The organism is Micromonospora sp. NPDC049044 (assembly GCF_040649215.1).
Classification (GTDB): Bacteria; Actinomycetota; Actinomycetes; order Mycobacteriales; family Micromonosporaceae; genus Micromonospora.
This window is the reverse complement of sequence record NZ_JBEZFA010000045.1, coordinates 42,755-58,145: the sequence shown is the minus strand read 5'-3', so window position 1 is coordinate 58,145 and position 15,391 is coordinate 42,755. Positions and strand designations below refer to the sequence as shown.

15 protein-coding genes are annotated in these 15,391 nt (G+C 72.3%); 4 read left to right on the top strand and 11 right to left on the bottom strand.

Annotation, left to right across the window (positions count from 1 at the left end; all coding sequences use genetic code 11):
- Positions 1–369: 369 nt before the first annotated feature.
- A complete protein-coding gene (gene rpsT, locus AB0B85_RS28675; protein ID WP_030336508.1) occupies positions 370–636 on the top strand; it encodes a 30S ribosomal protein S20 in 267 nt (88 codons plus the stop codon).
- A 206-nt stretch (positions 637–842) separates the two neighbouring features.
- Here the strand turns inward: rpsT and AB0B85_RS28670 are convergent, their stop codons facing one another.
- The 4 genes from AB0B85_RS28670 to AB0B85_RS28655 all read right to left on the bottom strand — a co-directional run bounded on the left by AB0B85_RS28670 (position 843) and on the right by AB0B85_RS28655 (position 5,655).
- Positions 843–1,265, bottom strand: a complete 423-nt coding sequence (locus AB0B85_RS28670; protein ID WP_357412078.1) for a hypothetical protein — start codon at positions 1,263–1,265, stop codon at positions 843–845.
- Positions 1,262–2,242: a DNA polymerase III subunit delta gene (gene holA, locus AB0B85_RS28665; protein ID WP_357412079.1), complete on the bottom strand. Its 981-nt coding sequence runs from the start codon at positions 2,240–2,242 to the stop codon at positions 1,262–1,264. Before holA ends, AB0B85_RS28670 begins: the two co-directional genes overlap by 4 nt.
- Before the next feature lie 192 nt (positions 2,243–2,434).
- Complete coding sequence (locus AB0B85_RS28660) at positions 2,435–4,843, bottom strand: ComEC/Rec2 family competence protein (protein WP_357412077.1); 2,409 nt, start codon at positions 4,841–4,843, stop codon at positions 2,435–2,437.
- Positions 4,840–5,655 carry a ComEA family DNA-binding protein gene (locus AB0B85_RS28655; protein WP_357412076.1) on the bottom strand — a complete coding sequence of 272 codons (816 nt, stop codon included), beginning with the start codon at positions 5,653–5,655 and terminating at the stop codon, positions 4,840–4,842. The genes AB0B85_RS28660 and AB0B85_RS28655 overlap by 4 nt, the downstream gene beginning before the upstream one ends.
- A 406-nt stretch (positions 5,656–6,061) precedes the next feature.
- Here AB0B85_RS28655 and AB0B85_RS28650 point away from each other — a divergent pair, with 406 nt between their 5' ends.
- Positions 6,062–6,385, top strand: coding sequence for a hypothetical protein (locus tag AB0B85_RS28650; RefSeq protein WP_357412075.1), 324 nt, complete (start codon positions 6,062–6,064; stop codon positions 6,383–6,385).
- Positions 6,386–6,480: 95 nt separating this feature from the next.
- On the opposite strand, the gene AB0B85_RS28645 is transcribed toward AB0B85_RS28650, so the two are convergent.
- The 6 genes from AB0B85_RS28645 to nadD form a co-directional block, all read right to left on the bottom strand.
- Positions 6,481–6,855 (bottom strand): VOC family protein, encoded by a 375-nt coding sequence (locus tag AB0B85_RS28645; protein WP_357412074.1) that lies wholly within the window; start codon positions 6,853–6,855, stop codon positions 6,481–6,483.
- A gap of 234 nt (positions 6,856–7,089) precedes the next feature.
- A complete protein-coding gene (locus AB0B85_RS28640) occupies positions 7,090–7,863 on the bottom strand; it encodes an SDR family oxidoreductase (RefSeq protein WP_357412073.1) in 774 nt (257 codons plus the stop codon).
- Between the two features lie 3 nt (positions 7,864–7,866).
- On the bottom strand, positions 7,867–8,721 hold the full coding sequence (locus tag AB0B85_RS28635; protein WP_357412072.1) for a DegV family protein: 855 nt from the start codon (positions 8,719–8,721) through the stop codon (positions 7,867–7,869).
- Between the two features lie 48 nt (positions 8,722–8,769).
- Positions 8,770–9,429 (bottom strand): histidine phosphatase family protein, encoded by a 660-nt coding sequence (locus AB0B85_RS28630; RefSeq protein ID WP_357412071.1) that lies wholly within the window; start codon positions 9,427–9,429, stop codon positions 8,770–8,772.
- Positions 9,426–9,833 (bottom strand): ribosome silencing factor, encoded by a 408-nt coding sequence (gene rsfS / locus AB0B85_RS28625; protein ID WP_357412070.1) that lies wholly within the window; start codon positions 9,831–9,833, stop codon positions 9,426–9,428. The genes AB0B85_RS28630 and rsfS overlap by 4 nt, the downstream gene beginning before the upstream one ends.
- 110 nt (positions 9,834–9,943) lie before the next feature.
- Positions 9,944–10,540, bottom strand: a complete 597-nt coding sequence (nadD, locus tag AB0B85_RS28620) for a nicotinate-nucleotide adenylyltransferase (RefSeq protein ID WP_124817466.1) — start codon at positions 10,538–10,540, stop codon at positions 9,944–9,946.
- 186 nt (positions 10,541–10,726) lie between these two features.
- On the opposite strand from nadD, the gene AB0B85_RS28615 reads away from it, so the two are divergent.
- Both AB0B85_RS28615 and AB0B85_RS28610 read left to right on the top strand, forming a co-directional pair.
- Positions 10,727–11,389, top strand: a complete 663-nt coding sequence (locus tag AB0B85_RS28615; protein ID WP_357412069.1) for a PadR family transcriptional regulator — start codon at positions 10,727–10,729, stop codon at positions 11,387–11,389.
- A gap of 161 nt (positions 11,390–11,550) precedes the next feature.
- Positions 11,551–12,765, top strand: coding sequence for an FAD-dependent monooxygenase (locus AB0B85_RS28610; RefSeq protein ID WP_357412068.1), 1,215 nt, complete (start codon positions 11,551–11,553; stop codon positions 12,763–12,765).
- Positions 12,766–12,834: 69 nt separating this feature from the next.
- Here the strand turns inward: AB0B85_RS28610 and pepN are convergent, their stop codons facing one another.
- Entirely contained in the window at positions 12,835–15,351 is a 2,517-nt protein-coding gene (pepN, locus tag AB0B85_RS28605; protein ID WP_357412067.1) for an aminopeptidase N, read from the bottom strand.
- Between the last annotated feature and the right edge of the window lie 40 nt (positions 15,352–15,391).

The window sequence follows — 15,391 nt, the reverse complement described above, 5'->3', positions numbered from 1 at the left end:
GCGCGCTGGGCCGCGCCGCCCCGCGCTGGGCCGCGCCGCCCCGCGCTGGGCCGCGCCGCCCGGTGCTGGGCCGATCCCCGCCCGGTGCCGCCCGATGCTGGGCCGCGCCGCCCGGTGCCGGCCTGACTTCGGGTGATCGACTCGGGTTCCGGGATACTGGGGTGTCATCTCGCTGCGGACACCCCGGTTTCCTTGAAGCCGAGTGGATCAGCACCGGTGTGGGCGGCGGACCGTGGCACTGGCGTTCGGCGGAGCCGTTTTGGCTCGTCCCGGGCAACCTGGTAACCTGGCTCTTCGCGCGGCGGTGACGCATGTTCGTCACCCAGCGCACAAGCTGACCAACCCGAGCTATCAAGACGAGGCTGTCGCGTGGCGAACATCAAGTCCCAGATCAAGCGCAACCGGCAGAACGAGAAGGCCCGGCTGCGCAACAAGTCGGTCAAGTCGTCGCTGAAGACCGCCGTCCGGAAGTTCCACGAGGCTGCTGAGGCCGGTGACGTCGAGAAGGCGACCGCGCTCATGCTGGACGCCTCGCGCAAGCTGGACAAGGCCGTCAGCAAGGGCGTGATCCACTCCAACCAGGCCGCGAACCGCAAGTCCGCGATCGCGAAGCGCGTGGTTGCGCTCTCCGCCTGACGACTTCACTGTCAGACTGATTCGGAAAGCCCCGGGCCTCGGTCCGGGGCTTCCGTGTGTCCGCAGGCCGGCGTCAGGTCCGCAGACCACCCGTCCAATCCGGCGAGATCGGGTTCGCCCGGCACGGTCACCGCTCAATCCAAACGCCCGGTCCGACATGCTGGCCCGACCGACCTGACGGGACGGGCCGACCTGACGGGGTGGGCTCAGCGTGACGGGTCGGCGCGGCGGGTGGGTGGCACCGGATCGGCAGCGACAACCACGCCGCTGACGCTGTGCGAGATCCACTCCACCTGGGCTCGGCCGACCACCGGTTCCATCTGCCGGCGGAACCGATCGCGTTCCTGCTCGGGCACGAGCGCGGCGGAACGGACCACGACCGCGGCCACCATGTCGTTGAGCTTGACCATCGCCGCCACCACCACGGGCAGCACCAGCACCGCCCACCAGGTGACCAACTCGGCGAGGGCGAGCAGCACGGCCAACGCGATGGTGCCCTCGAAGAAGAGGAAGCACAGCACGCCGCCGGGGTTGACGAACCGCAGACCGAGGAGTCGGGCGTAGAGGGGCCGGTAGCGCTCCTCGTCGACGGCGACAGTGGCCCACGCCGGGCGGTTCGTCCCGGTCACCTGGACCCGCCCTGCCGGGCTGCCGCGACCGAGAAGACCGCCCGCTCCAGGGCGTACGCCCGGTCGTCGGAGCCGCCCTTGACTGCGGCGTTGCACTCGGCGGCGACCTGCATGGCCCGGACCAGACCCTCTGGCGTCCAGCCGCGTCCCTGCCGCTGCGCCCGCTCGATCTTCCAGGCAGGCATGCCGAGGCTGCTGGCGAGCTGGTACGGGCTTCCCCGCCCGGCCGACGCCACCCGGGCCACCGTGCGCACCCCGTCGGCCAGGGCATCGGCGATGGGCACCGGGTCGACGCCGACGTGCAGGGCCCAGCGCAGCGCCTCCAGCGCCGCCGGTACGTCACCGACCATGGTGGCGTCCGCCACCGTGAAGCCGGTCACCTCGACCCGACCCCGGTAGTAGCGGCTGACCGTGTCGGCGCTGATCCGCCCGTCGGTGTCGGCGATCAGTTGGGAACAGGCGGCCGCCAACTCACGCAGGTCGTTGCCGACCGCCGCGATGAGCGCCTCGGCGGCGTCGTCGGTGCACTTTCCGCCAGCTCGGCGGATCTCGTCACGGACAAAGGCCACCCGGTCGCGATGCCCCTTGAGCTTGGCCGCCGGAACGACAGTCGCGCCGGCCGCCCGTAGCCCGTCGGCGAACGCCTTGCCCTTGGCGGCACCCAGGTGCAGCACCAGTAGCTGGACGTCGGGGTCGGGGTTCTTCGCGTACGCCAGCAGCGCGGCGACCAGGTCCTTGCGGGCGTCCTGGCCCGAGCGCAGGATCAGCAGCCGCCGCCCGCCGAACAGCGAGGGGCTGAGCATCTCGGCGATCTCGCCGACGGTGAGCGCACCAGCCTGGTATTCACGGACATCCACCTCGGCGTCGACACTGCGAACCTTCGCGACAGCTTCGGTGACCGCGCGCGTGGCGAGCAACTCCTCGTCACCGAGGACGAGCAGAATGGGGGCGAGGTTGGCGGCGGTCACGCCGCCCATATTCGCACGGCCCAGGTCGGGATCTCGCCTGCTCATTCGCTGCTTGGTCGGCGCAGCCCGCACTCAGCGCAAATCCAGACATCTATCTCAATTGCCACCTAATACGCAATTGTCATCACGGGTCGGGTCCACCAGGCGCTGCGGTGCACCACCCGGGGCGCCGCGGATCGGCCGCACCGTGCCGCCTGCGGCTCAGGATCGTCGGCCCGGTGGGATTCCGCGTCGGACCACGGCCAGGCCACCATCGTTCCGGATCGCCGCCACGTCGCCGTCGGTGTCGGTGCGCAGCACCCGGGTGCCACCCCCGCTCAGCCGGGCGAGTATCCCCGGGTTCGGGTGGCCGTAGGTGTTGCCGCTGCCCACCGGCACGAGCGCCACCGCCGGCCGCACCGCGTCGAGGAAGCTCGGGTCCTGGTACGCCGACCCGTGATGCGCGACCTTCAACACGTCCGCCCGTAACTGGCTGGGCGTTGCCCGCGTCAGCAACGCGTGCTGCTCCTCGGTCTCGGCGTCGCCCGGCAGCAGGATCCGCACTCCGCCCACCGTGGCACGCAGCACCAGCGAGTTGTTGTTCGGGTCGGATCTGGTCCCGGCCAACGGGTACGGCGGACCGAGCACCAGCAGGTCGACGCCCCCGATCGGGTGGCGCGCGCCGGCCGAGGTGGTGAGCAGCGCGGCCCGCCCGGCGGTCGCCGCCGCCCGGACCAGGTCCCGGCCACTTTCCGGATCCGTCGAGGCCGGCACCAGTACGGCGTCCACCCGTCGCCCCCGGAACACGCCTGCCACACCACCCACGTGGTCGGCGTGAAAGTGGCTGACCACAAGCAACGGCACCTCCCGTACGCCGAGCCGACGCAGGCAGTCGTCCACCGCACCTGGTTCAGGCCCGGCGTCCACCACCACCGCCCGCCCGGAGCCGACCGGCAGCACCAGGGCATCGCCCTGACCCACCGCGCAGGCCACCACCACCCAACCCGTCGGCGGCCAGCCGGCAGCCACGAACCGCACCGCGAGAACGCCGATGACTGCGGCGACGCCGACCACCGCCACCAGTCGACGCACGACGGGCCGACGGACCGCGACCAGCAGGGCGAGGGTCACCGCGGTCAGCAGCAGTGCCCCCGGCAACCCGCCGGGCCAGGGCAGGGTGCCGCCCGGCAGTCGGGTGCCCTGGCGGGCGATGAGCACGAGCCACCAGGCCGGCCAGCTCGCCAGCCACGCGAGGAACTCGGCCCCGGCCGGCCAGACCGGCGACACCAGGGCCGCCAGCACGCCCAGCACTGTCGCTGGCGCGATGGCCGGCACGGCCAGCAGGTTGGCGGGCACCGCCACGAGGCTGACCGTGCCGGAGATGCCGGCGACGACCGGCCCGCAGGCCAGCTGCGCGGCCGCCGGCACGGTCAGCGCCTCCGCGAGGCCAGCCGGCACGCCGCGCCGCCGCAGCCCGTCCCGCCAGGGTCCGGCGAGCAGCAGCAGACCACCGGTGGCCAGTACGGAGAGCGCGAACCCGGGATCCCCGGCCAGCTCGGGATCGACAAGGACCAGCACGGTGACGGCGGCGGCCAACGCGGGTAGCGCGGCACGGGGCCGACCGGCGGCGAGCGCGGCGAGCCCGATCGCCCCCATCGTCGCGGCTCGTACGACGCTCGGCGACGGGCGGACCAGAATGACGAAACCCACAAGCGCCACCGCGCAGAGCCCGACGGCGAGCCACGGACCGGCTCGTGCCCAACGGGCCAGCAGCAACACCGCGCCAACCACAATCGCCACGTTGCTCCCCGACACGGCATTGAGATGTGTCATGCCAGTGGCCCGGAATTCTTCCTCGACGGCGGGTGGCAGTCGGCTGGTGTCGCCCACGATCAACCCTGGCAGCAGCCCGCCCGGGTCGTCGGGCAGCGGCGCGCAGGCCCGTTGCAGGCCGGCACGCAGGGTGCCGGCGGCTCGCTGCGCCCAGGACGACTCGCCGTGCCGCTGCGGCGGGCCGTTGGTGCTGAGCACGGCCGCGGTGAGGTCGCCACCGCGCGGAAGACCGAGCCGACCGTCGGCGGTGAGGCGCTGCCCGGGTAGCAGCCCATGCCAGGCCGGGTCGGTGGCCAGGACGAGCAGCCGCACCGACGCGTGAATTCGGCGGCCGTCGGGGCCGGTGAGCTGGACCAGTTCGCTCGGCACCAGCAGCATCCCGGGTCGCCCGGCGGAGCGGATCGGGCGCGGATCGTCCCGGACCACCACCTCGGCGGTGATCAGAGCACGCTGCTCGGCCAGGGCACGGATCGGCGGTGTGTCCCGGATGGCGAGCTGGGCTGCGGTGGCCGCCCCCGCGCAGACCACACCGAGGCCGACAGCGACGGCGATCCAGCCGTAACGGCGTGCGGCGGCCCACGGACGGCCGAGGCGACCGAGCAGGTGCAGGGCGCCGAACGTGGTCAGGATGGTCGCCACTGTGGCCACCAGCAGCAGCGCGCGGGTGCCGAGATGCAGGCCGGCGAGCGCGGTGAGCCAGGCGGCCACAGCCAGCCCGGCGAGCCGCAGATCCGGCGGCGACGTCTGGTGCTCGGCACCGGGGGGCGACGGGTCGCCGGTGGCAGGGTTGCGGTTCACACAGTCACCAGGTCCTTGAGCTGCTCGTACCGTGCGTCCCCGATCCCGTCGACCTGACGCAGGTCGCCGACGGCCTTGAACCCGCCGTGCCGGTCGCGGTGGTCGAGGATGCGCTGGGCGAGCACCGGACCGACCCCGGGCAGCGCGTCGAGCTGCGCCAGTGTGGCGGTGTTGAGGTTCAGTGGACCGGCGGCCGGTGCCGCCCCGCCCGCCGCCGGTCCGCCCGGCACCGGCGGCGGCGTCACCCCGACCACTATCAGCTCGCCGTCGGTGACCTTGCGGGCGGGGTTGAGCAGCGCCACGTCGACCCCGGGGAGCGGACCGCCGGCCGCCTGCACCGCGTCGGCGAGCCGGGATCCGGCCGGCAGGCGTACCAAACCGGGTTTGCGGACCTTGCCCGCGACCGCCACCACCAGCTCGCCCGAGCCGGACGCGCTGAGGTCGCCCGCCGGACTGGCCGCTGCGGCCTCACTGCCCGCTGGTGCGACCGGCTCGGCGTGCGGCCGGGACCGCCAGGCCCATCCGCCGGCGGCCAGAACCACCACCGCCGCCACGACAGCCAGCGCCCGCACCCCACGTCGCCCCGGGTCGAACGCGCCAGGCCCGGACAACCGCGGGGCCACCGAGCCGTCCACGGCAAGGGGTACGCCCATGTCCGGCTCCGCCACCGGCGCCCCGGCCCGGGGTGGCAGCACCCCGGCCAGGGGTACGCCCACGAGCGGTGCCCCTGCCGGGGGTGACAACACGTCCAGCGGCGCGTCCGTCAGCCGGCGCAGGCGCTGGCGTACCTCAATCTCCTCGTCGTGTGACACGGGGCGACGTTATGGCGACGGCGAAGGTGGTTGGGGGTGGCGGCGGCGTCCTGTGGACAACCGACGCCACTGTGGACAACGCCCTGATCATGCACACATCTGCTATCCGTCTCAGCGGCATCCGGGCATGGGTGACAGCCCGGATCGGCGGGTGCACCTTTGTGCGGCGCGCGGTGATTCACTGCCTGCCGGGCAGCGGAGACTGCCACCGCGGCATCCGCGTTCGCGCCTGGGGCGCCGGCACGGCGCAGGTGACCCGCGCCTACGAGGCTCAGCAGCGAAACCGACGGCCGGCGGGCTGCTAGGCGGAGCCGAGTCCGCCGGCCTGAAGGTGTCGACTCACCGCGCCATGATCGCAGGCGGCCGGAGTGACCGGTCACCGTCCGAGTAGCCCGGGAGCATCATCGTGAGCAGTGATTTCGCGTTCTGGAAGGTCGGCGTGGGTGACCCGGGCGAGATCTACGACGGCTTGGCCGACGGCGAGACCGACGTCCTCGAAGCGCACCCCGACGTCACAGGCTTCCGGGGCGAGCTGCTGTCGCGCTGGCCCGATCTGGTGGACGTCCTCGAACCGAGCGAACACGACCTTGTCGACGCGCCCGACGATGCGGCGAAGTATGTGCTGCTCACCCTTCCGGTCGGGATGCTCGGCCACCTCGACGGCATCTACGAGCTGGCTCGACAGCACGGGCTACGCGGCTACAGCGGCGTGGCCGGCGAAGCGTTCTAGGTGCGCCCGTCGGGCGGGTGGTGCCGGCCCGGTGAACTGCCACCGGAGCCGGCACCCCTGCTCGACGAGCGGTCAGCTAGCGCCGATCTCGGCCACTACAGGTACGGCCGGGTGATGATCTCGATGGCGTGGCCGGCCGGGTCGAAGAAGTAGAAGCCCCGCCCACCGTGCTCGGTGTTGGTCTCCCCCGCCCGCTTGAGCTGCGGGTCGGCCCAGTAGGTGATGCCGCGCTCCTCGACAAACGCCAGGCACCGCACGAACAACTCGTCGTCGACCAGGAACGCGTAGTGCTGCATCTGGATGTCCACCGGCGGCTCGGCGAACTGGAGCAACACACCCTCGTCCAACATGACGTTGACGAACGGCCCCCACGAGGGCGCCTCGGGCAACTCGAACAGCTCCCGATAGAACGCGGCGGAGGCGTTCCGGTCCTTGGTGGCGATGATGGTGTGGTTGAACGTGACTGTCATGTGTACCGTCTTCCGGTCGATCCGAGGACCCGACCGGAGGCCCAGAGCCCCCCGCAGCCACAGCTAGGACAAAGCCCCGAGGGCGCCGACGCCCCGGATCCCGCACGAGAGACGCGGACATCGCGTCGATCTCGGCGTGGTGGCTGAAGTAGCCAGAACCTCCGGGGGGTAGGCCCATCTGGGGCGTGCACGGAGGCTAACACAGCGACGCGGAGCAGCGGCGCGACAAAACGGTCAGCGGGCCTCCGGGTCGAGGCCGAGCACGGCTCGTCCCCCGTCCACCGGCAGGGTCACCCCGTTGACGAAGCTCGCCGCCGGTGACAGCAGGTACGCGACTGCCTCGGCCACCTCGTCGACCCGCCCGATCCGGCCCACCGGGTGCAACCGATTCAGCTCGTCGTCGATCCACCGGGCCTGGGCGGGTTCCTGTGCGGCAAGGAATTCGGTGTGCCGCTCGGTGGCGATCGAGCCGAGCGCTACCGCGTTCGCGCGGATGCCGTGCTTGCCGTACTCGACGGCAAGCGCCCGGGTCAGCCCCTCCACTGCGGCCTTCGCCGTCGCGTACGGCAGGGCACCCGACACCGGCCGGCGGGCCTGGTGCGACGAGACGTTGACGATCGCGCCGCCGGCGGCGCGGGCCAGGAACCGGCGGACGGCGACCGCAGCGCCCACCACGGCCGGGCGCAGGTTCAGCCCGATCAGGTCCAGGACCGTGTCGGCCGACGCGGAGTGCAGCGCGGCGTCGCGGAACACCGCCGCGTTGTTGACCCAGCCGGTCAGGGGCGCCGCGCGTTCGGCCAGCTCGGCTGCGTGTTCGGCCACCTGCTCGTCACCGGCGTCCCCGAGCACCGCGACGAGTCGGTCGGCGGCCGGGTGCCCGGCCAACCAGTCGACAGCGTCGGCGTCGCGCTCCAACACGACGACATTGGCACCGGTCGCCACCAGGCGTTCGACAACGGCGCGGCCGACACCGCGACCGCCGCCGGTCACCACACACGACGTGGCCACCGCTCAGTGCTCCGGTCGGCGGTGGACGACCACACAGGCCAGCCCCGGGCCGGCGTGCGCGCCGACGACCGCGCCGGCCTCGGAGAGGTACGTGTCGTGCAGCCGTGCACCGAGCCGTTCGGTGAGCGCGGTACGCAGCGCCTCGGCCCGTTGCGGCGCGGCCAGGTGATGCACCCCGAGATCCACGTCGTCGTCCCCGGCCGCCTCGACGGCCAGGTCCACCAGCCGGGTGACTCCCCGGCTGGCGGTGCGGACCTTCTCGCGCAGCACTATCGCCCCGTCCGGCATGTGCATGATCGGCTTGACGGACAGGGCGGTGCCCAGCAGCGCCTCGGCCGCGTTGATCCGGCCGCCCCGGCGGAGGAACTCGAGCGTGTCGACGTAGAAGAAGACTGTGGTGCGGGCGACTGCGGCGAGCGCCGCGTCGCGTACCCCGGCGAGGTTGACGCCGCTCTCGGCGGCGGTGGCGGCGGCGATGGCCGGAAAGCCCAGCCCCATGCCGGCGGACCGGCTGTCCACGACCTCGACCCGGCCGCCCAGTTCGGCAGCGGCCAGTCGGGCGGCCTCAACCGTGCCGGACAGCGCGGCGGACAGGTGCACGGAGACGATCCCGTCCGCGCCGCCGTCGAGCAGCTGCCGGTACGTGCGGGCGAACTGGTCGGGCGCCGGGCGGGAGGTGGTGGCAGTGACCCGCCGGGCACTGAGCGCGACTGTGGCATCGGCCGGTTGGGTTTCCACCCCCTCCAGCCCCTCCGCGCCGTTGAGCACGACTGTCAACGGGACCACGGTCAGCCGGTGTGCGTGCGACAGCTCGGGTGGAAGGTAGGCGGTGGAGTCGATGACGACCGCGACGGGCATGCCCGGCACGCTAGCCGATCGAGGCCCCCAACGCCGAAGCGCGAGCGCTCAGACCGCGTCGACGGCGACCGGAGCGGTGATCAAGCCGACGTTGTGTGCCCGCAACTGCCAGCCACTGGCGTCCTGCGGACGCCCGATCGTCGGCGCGCGGTCGTCGTGCCGCAGCTCGCTCCAGTGGCAGTTGGCCAGGGAACCGATGGTGCGCAGCAGGCCGGTGTCCCAGCCGAGCAGGTGGCCGATGCCCTGCCGGGATCCGCCACCGTGGGTGGCGATCACCACAGTGCCGCCGGGTGCCGCCTCGGCTGCTTCGCGCAACGCGGTGCCGACCCGCTCGCCGAGGTCGTGCAGGGGCTCCAGATCGGCGCCCGGAGCGGGGTCGCCGGCCCGCCAGCGGGCGTACTCCTCGGGGAAACGCTCGGCGACCTCGGTGAGGTGCAGGCCCTGCCACTGCCCGAAGTGCCGCTCGCGTAGCCGGGCGTCGGTGCGGACCGGCAGACCCGTCAACGCGGCGAGCGCGGCGGCGGTCTCCACGGCGCGGCTCAGGTCGCTCGCCACGATGGCGTCGGGCCGCAGCGCCGCGAGCAGCGGCGCGGCGGCGCGGGCCTGGTCGCGACCAAGATCGTTGAGGGGTACGTCGGTCTGCCCCTGGACGCGGTTGGCGGCGTTCCAGTCGGTGTTGCCGTGCCGCCAGACGATCAGCCGGGTCATTCGGCGGCGGCGGACCCGCTGGCGTCGGCCTCGACCAGGTCGCGATCGACGAACGGGATGGTGGGGCAGTCCTTCCAGAGGCGGTCGAGCCCGTAGAACTCGCGCTCCTCGGTGTGCTGGACGTGCACCACGATGTCGACGTAGTCGAGCAGCACCCAACGGCCACCACGCTCGCCCTCGCGCCGCACCGGCTTGGCCTTGTCCGGCAACTCCAGGAGGCTTTCCTCGATGGCGTCCACGATGGCCAGCACCTGACGCTCGTTGGGGGCGGCGGCGAGCACGAACGCGTCGGTGATGGCGAGCTGGTCGCCGACGTCGATGATCGTGATGTCCTGCGCCTTCTTGTCGGCGGCAGCCTGGGCAGCCGCCATTGCCAGCTCGTGAGCGCGTTCGGAAACTGTCACCGTTCTCCTTCGATCAAGCGTGCGATCCTCCAAGCGTCTCACACCTGGCGTCGCCCCGACCGGGCAGTTCTGGTCGGTTACATACACAAACCACCCGGAACCCGGCGCGGTCAGCGCTGATAGAGGCTTCGCTTGGCGATGTACTGCACCACACCGTCGGGCACGAGATACCAGACCGGCTCACCTCGGGCCACCCGGGCGCGGCAGTCGGTCGACGAGATGGACATCGCGGGCACCTGGATCAGGCTGACGGTGTCCGCCGGAAGGTGCTTGTCGGTCAACGGAAAGCCGGGCCGGGTCACCCCGACGAAGTGGGCCAGCTCGAAGATCTCGTCCAGATCCTTCCAGGACAGGATCCGTTGCAGGGCGTCCGCACCGGTGATGAAGAACAGCTGCACCTTGGGGCCGTACTCGGCCTGGAGGTCGCGCAGCGTGTCGACGGTGTAGGTCGGCCCACTGCGGTCGATGTCGACCCGGCTGACCTGGAAGCGCGGGTTGGAGGCGGTGGCGATGACGGTCATCAGGTACCGGTCCTCGGCCGGGCTGACCGGTTCGTCGGCCTTCTGCCACGGCTGCCCGGTCGGGACGAAGACCACCTCGTCCAGGCCGAACCGGTCAGCCACCTCACTGGCCGCGACGAGGTGGCCGTGGTGGATCGGGTCGAAGGTGCCACCCATGATGCCGATCCGCCGGATATCTTCCTCCACCCGATGATCGTAGGCCGAGCGTCGGGGCAGGCCACCCCGGCCTGGGTGCGAGCTCCGCCACGACCCGCTGGGACACCGCGTCGACCAGCGGGCCCGGGTTCGGGTGGTGGAGGGGTCGCGGCAGCGCTACTCGTGGACATATACTCGTGGACAAGTAATTGTCTGCGAGTGACAGCGGAGGGTGTCGTGCCGAAGCGGCGTAAGGTCAGCAACCTGCTCGCGCTGGCCGTGCTGTCCGCTCTGGTCCCGCGGCCGATGCACCCGTACGAGATCGCCACCGCGTTGCGCACCTGGGGCAAGGACCAGGACATGGAGTTCAAGTGGGGCTCCTTCTACACGGTGATCCGCAACCTGGACAAACACCACCTGATCGAGGCGGTGGAGAGCCTTCGGGAGGGTCGACGCCCGGAACGCACCATCTACCGGATCACCGAAGCGGGCCGGGCCGAGCTTGTCGACTGGGCCCGCGAGCTGGTCGCCACCCCGATGCCGGAGCATCCCCGCTTCCGGGCCGGGTTGTCAGTCCTCGCCGCCCTGCATCCCGACGAGGCCACCGGCCTGCTCCGTCAACGACTCGACCTGCTCGACGACGCCCTCCGGCGGGACCGCGAGACGCTCGACGCCCACCTGCGGGAGATCCCGCGACTGTTCCTGGTCGAGTCGGAGTACGACCTGGCCCTGCGGGCCGCCGAGGCGACCTGGCTGCGTGGCCTGCTCGCCGAGCTGACCTCCGGCAGCTATCCGGGGCTGGACAGCTGGCGGGCCTTCCACGAGACCGGCGAGATGCCGGCCGAGCTGACCGAGCTGGCGGAGCGGACCAGCACCCCGACCACGGAGACCACCGACTGACCGAACGGCTCCGGCGGGGTGCGCCAACACCCCGCCGGAGCCTCTACCTCGAACCGATACCTGGGCAGGCACCCGGCCCGAAGCGGCAACCAGAGGATAGCCGGGGCGCCCTCCCAGGTCGGTTCGTACGCCCACGAACCGACCACAACCAGGGAGAGACCATGACCACGGAACGAACCGCGATCGTCATCGGCGGCGGCATCGCCGGACCGGTGACGGCGCTCGCGCTGCACCGAGCCGGCATCACCGCCACCGTCTACGAGGCGTACCCCGCCACCGCCGGCGGGGTCGGTGGCATCGGCGGCACCCTCGCCCTCGCGCCCAACGGTGTGGCGGCGCTCCGCATGGTCGGCGCGGACGAGGCGGTGACGGCGGTCGCCACCCCGATCGAGCGCAGCGCGATGGCCGTGGGCCGTCGCCGCCTCGACCTGCCCACGCTGGCCGGGGTGCCGCCGCTGCGGGTGGTGCACCGGGCCGAACTGCACCGGGTGCTGCACGACCGGGCGGTCGCCGAGGGCGTCCCGTTCGTCTACGGCAAACGGCTTGTCGACGCCGAGCAGACCGACAGCGGCGTGACAGCCCGGTTCGAGGACGGCAGCAGCGCCACCGCCGACATCCTCGTCGGCGCGGACGGCATCCGGTCCACAGTTCGTCGGCTCATCGACCCGGCCGCGCCCGGCCCCCGGTTCACCGGCCTGCTCAGCTTCGAGGCGGTCGCCCGGCACGAGGTGGGCGTCGAGCCGGGCACCATGACGTTCGCGTTCGGGCAACGGGGCTACTACCTGTACTGGCCGGAGCCCGGCGGCGGCACCCGGTGGGGCGCCAACCTGCCGCAGCAGCGGCCGATGAGCCTCGTCGAGGCCCGTGCGGTGCCGGCGCGGCAGTGGATGGAGACGCTACGTGCCAGCTACGGCGACGACGACCCGGGCCGGGAGCTGATGGCGACAAGCGACGCCGACGCACTCCAGGTGGCCGGCTCGTTGCAGATCATGCCGCCCGTGCCGCACTGGCACCGGGGCCGGATGGTGCTCGTCGGCGACGCGGTGCACGCGCCGTCGAACAGCTCCGGGCAGGGTGCGTCGCTGGCCATCGAAAGTGCGGTGCAGCTCGCCCGCTGCCTTCGTGACCTGCCGGACGTGGCTGCGGCGTTCGCCGCGTACGTGCGGCTGCGCCGGGCCAGGGTGGAGAAGGTCGCCGCCCGCGCGGCCCGGATCAACCAGGCCAAGGCACCCGGACCTGTCGCCCGGACGCTGATGCCGCTGTTGCTGCCGCTGATGGTGCGAACGGTGCTGGACCCGGAGAAGACCATCGCCCACGAGCAGCGCTACGTCATCGACTGGGACGCCCCGGTCACGACGGAGCTCGCGCTGCGTTGAGCGGGCGGGCCGGGCGCGGGGTGGCCCACCCACCACCCCGCGCCCGGCCACAGCTCAGCCGCGCCGCCCTCACGCCGCCGCGGCGGCCACCGCCGTGCGGGCCACGAGCGCGCGGCGCAGGTCGTCGTCGGCGTCGACGATCACCCGGCGCAGGCCGGGGGTCAGGTCGTCGCCGGCCAGCAGCGCCGCGGCCGCCTCCCGGGTCGGCTGCGCCACGGCGTAGCGGGGAAACGCCAGCTTCGCCACCCGGTCGGCCGTCCACGGGGTACGCCGACGCGCCGCCGACGGCATGTCGGCGAAGTACCGCTCGACATAACCGGCGGTCAGCTCGGCCTGCTCGGGTTGCCAGAACCCCTCGGCGGTCGCCTCGAGCAGTCGGTTGGACAACTCGGTGTCGCGAACGATGATGTCCCAGGCCGCCTTCTTCGCGGCCGGGTCGGGTTGGGCGGCCCGGCACCGGGCGGCCCGTTCCGCGCCCGTGGAGCTGTTGTCGGCGGCCAACTCGAGGGCGATCTCCGCCTCGCCGGCGGCGCCCAGCACCACCAACCGGTGCAACACGGCCCAGCGCAGCTCCGCGTCGACCCGCAGACCGGCCGGCACGTCCCGGCCGGCGAGCCAGCCGACGAGCAGGTCCGCGTCGGTGGTCGCGGCGATCCACCCCCGCGCGCCGGCCAACTGCAACGACTCCCCCGCTGGGGCGCCGTCGAGCAGCCGCTGGCATGCCCCGGCGACCCGGGCCAGCGCCGCGGACCGAGACAGCGGGTCGAGGTAGCGGTCCACCAACGACCGGCTGAGCGTGAGCACGTCCTCCGCGATGATCACTTCGGTCTCGGTGGGCAGCGCGGCGGCCATCAGGTCGACCAGCCCGGTGACCGGCCGCTCCCCGTCGGTCGCCGCGTCCAGCGCCTCGCCCCAGAGGATCGCCCGGGTGAGCGGGTCGGTCAGGCGGGGCAGCATCAGCGCAACCGCCTCGGCCGACGCCGGGTCGAGGCGCACCTTGGCGAAGGTCAGGTCACCGTCGTTGAGCAGCAGCAGCCCGGCCGCCGGCGTGCCGGCCAACGCCCCCAGCACGGTCCGGCCGCCGTCGACAGCGGGATCGAGGTAGAGGTCGTCGCGCCGCACGGTGCCGTCCGGGGCGTAGTGGCCCACGTCGATCCGGTGCGGGCGCAGCACCGGGTGGGACGCCGGCGCGGTCTGTACCACCGACACCTCGCTGTAGCGGCCGTCGGCGTCGACGGTGACCTCGGCGCGCAGGGTGTTCACCTGCGGCCGGCGCAGCCACACCTCGGCCCAACCGGACAGGTCCCGGCCGCTGGCCGTGGAGAGGCTGACCAGCAGGTCGGCCAGCGTCGCGTTACCGAACCGGTGCGCGGCGAAGTGCGCGTTCAGACCGGCGAGGAACACCTCGTCGCCGAGCCACGCGACCAGCTGCCGCAGCACGCTGGCGCCCTTGGCGTACGAGATGCCGTCGAAGTTGAGCAGGCCCTCGTCGGCGTCGGCCACCTCCTGCGGGGCGACCGGGTGGGTCGAGGGCCGTTGGTCGGCCGCGTACCCCCAGGCCTTACGACGCATGGCGAACGTCGTCCACGCCTTGTCGAAACGGGTCGCCTCGGCGGTGACCCGGGTGCCCAGGTATTCCGCGAAGGACTCGTTCAACCACAGGTCGTCCCACCAGCGCATGGTGACCAGGTCACCGAACCACATGTGGGCCATCTCGTGCGCGATGGTGGTGGCCCGCTGCTCACGCTGCGTGTCGGTGACCGCCGAGCGGAACACGTAGTCGTCCCGGAAGGTGACGATCCCCGGGTTTTCCATGGCACCGGCGTTGAACTCCGGCACGAACGCCTGGTCGTACTTGCCGAACGGGTAGCGCTCGGTGAAGAGCTGATGGAACCGGTCCAGGCACTGCCGGGTGACGGTGAAGATCTCCTCGGCGTCGGCGTCGAGGTGCCCGGCCAGCGACCTGCGGCAGTAGATGCCCAGCGGCACGCCGTCGTGCTCGGCCCGCCGCACGTGGTACGGACCGGCGATCAGCGAGAAGAAGTACGTGGCGAGCGGCGCGCTGGGGGCGAACTCCCAGCGACCCGGGGCCGGCGTGGCGGCCACCTCGGCGTTGCCGGCTACGGTCCACTCCGGCGGGGCGGTCACCGAGAGGATGAACGGAGCCTTGAGGTCCGGCTGGTCGAACGCGGCGAAGATGCGTTGCACGTTGTCGAGGAAGCTCACCGCGTAGAGGTACGTCTCGCCGTCGGCCGGATCGACGAAACGGTGCATCCCCTCCCCCGCGTTGGAGTACGCCATCTCGGCCTCGACGACGAGCGTGTTCTCCTCGGCCAGGTCGCTCAACGGCAGCCGGTTGTCGGCCAGCACGTCGGTGTCGAGGTCGCGGTCGTTGAGGCGTACCGCCAGCAGTTTGGCAGGCTTGACCTCGGCGAAGGTCGCGGCACCGGGGGTCGCCCGGAACCGGATCGCGACGCGGGAGCGGAACAGCTCCGCACCGCCGGTCAGGTCGAGGTCCACCTGATAGGACTCGACAGTAATCGCCGCGCCACGCGCGGTCGCCTCTACACGGGTCAGGCTCGGCATCCGCTTATCCTGCCCGATGGGGATCGACACGCGGTCACCA

Bases quoted from the DNA above. Each gene is read 5' to 3' on its own strand.
- AB0B85_RS28645 (WP_357412074.1), bottom strand. From the start codon at position 6,855: ATGACAGTCACGTTCAACCACACCATCATCGCCACCAAGGACCGGAAC.
- pepN (WP_357412067.1), bottom strand. From the start codon at position 15,351: ATGCCGAGCCTGACCCGTGTAGAGGCGACCGCGCGTGGCGCGGCGATT.
- holA (WP_357412079.1), bottom strand. From the start codon at position 2,242: ATGGGCGGCGTGACCGCCGCCAACCTCGCCCCCATTCTGCTCGTCCTC.
- AB0B85_RS28610 (WP_357412068.1), top strand. From the start codon at position 11,551: ATGACCACGGAACGAACCGCGATCGTCATCGGCGGCGGCATCGCCGGA.
- AB0B85_RS28630 (WP_357412071.1), bottom strand. From the start codon at position 9,429: ATGACCCGGCTGATCGTCTGGCGGCACGGCAACACCGACTGGAACGCC.
- AB0B85_RS28635 (WP_357412072.1), bottom strand. From the start codon at position 8,721: ATGCCCGTCGCGGTCGTCATCGACTCCACCGCCTACCTTCCACCCGAG.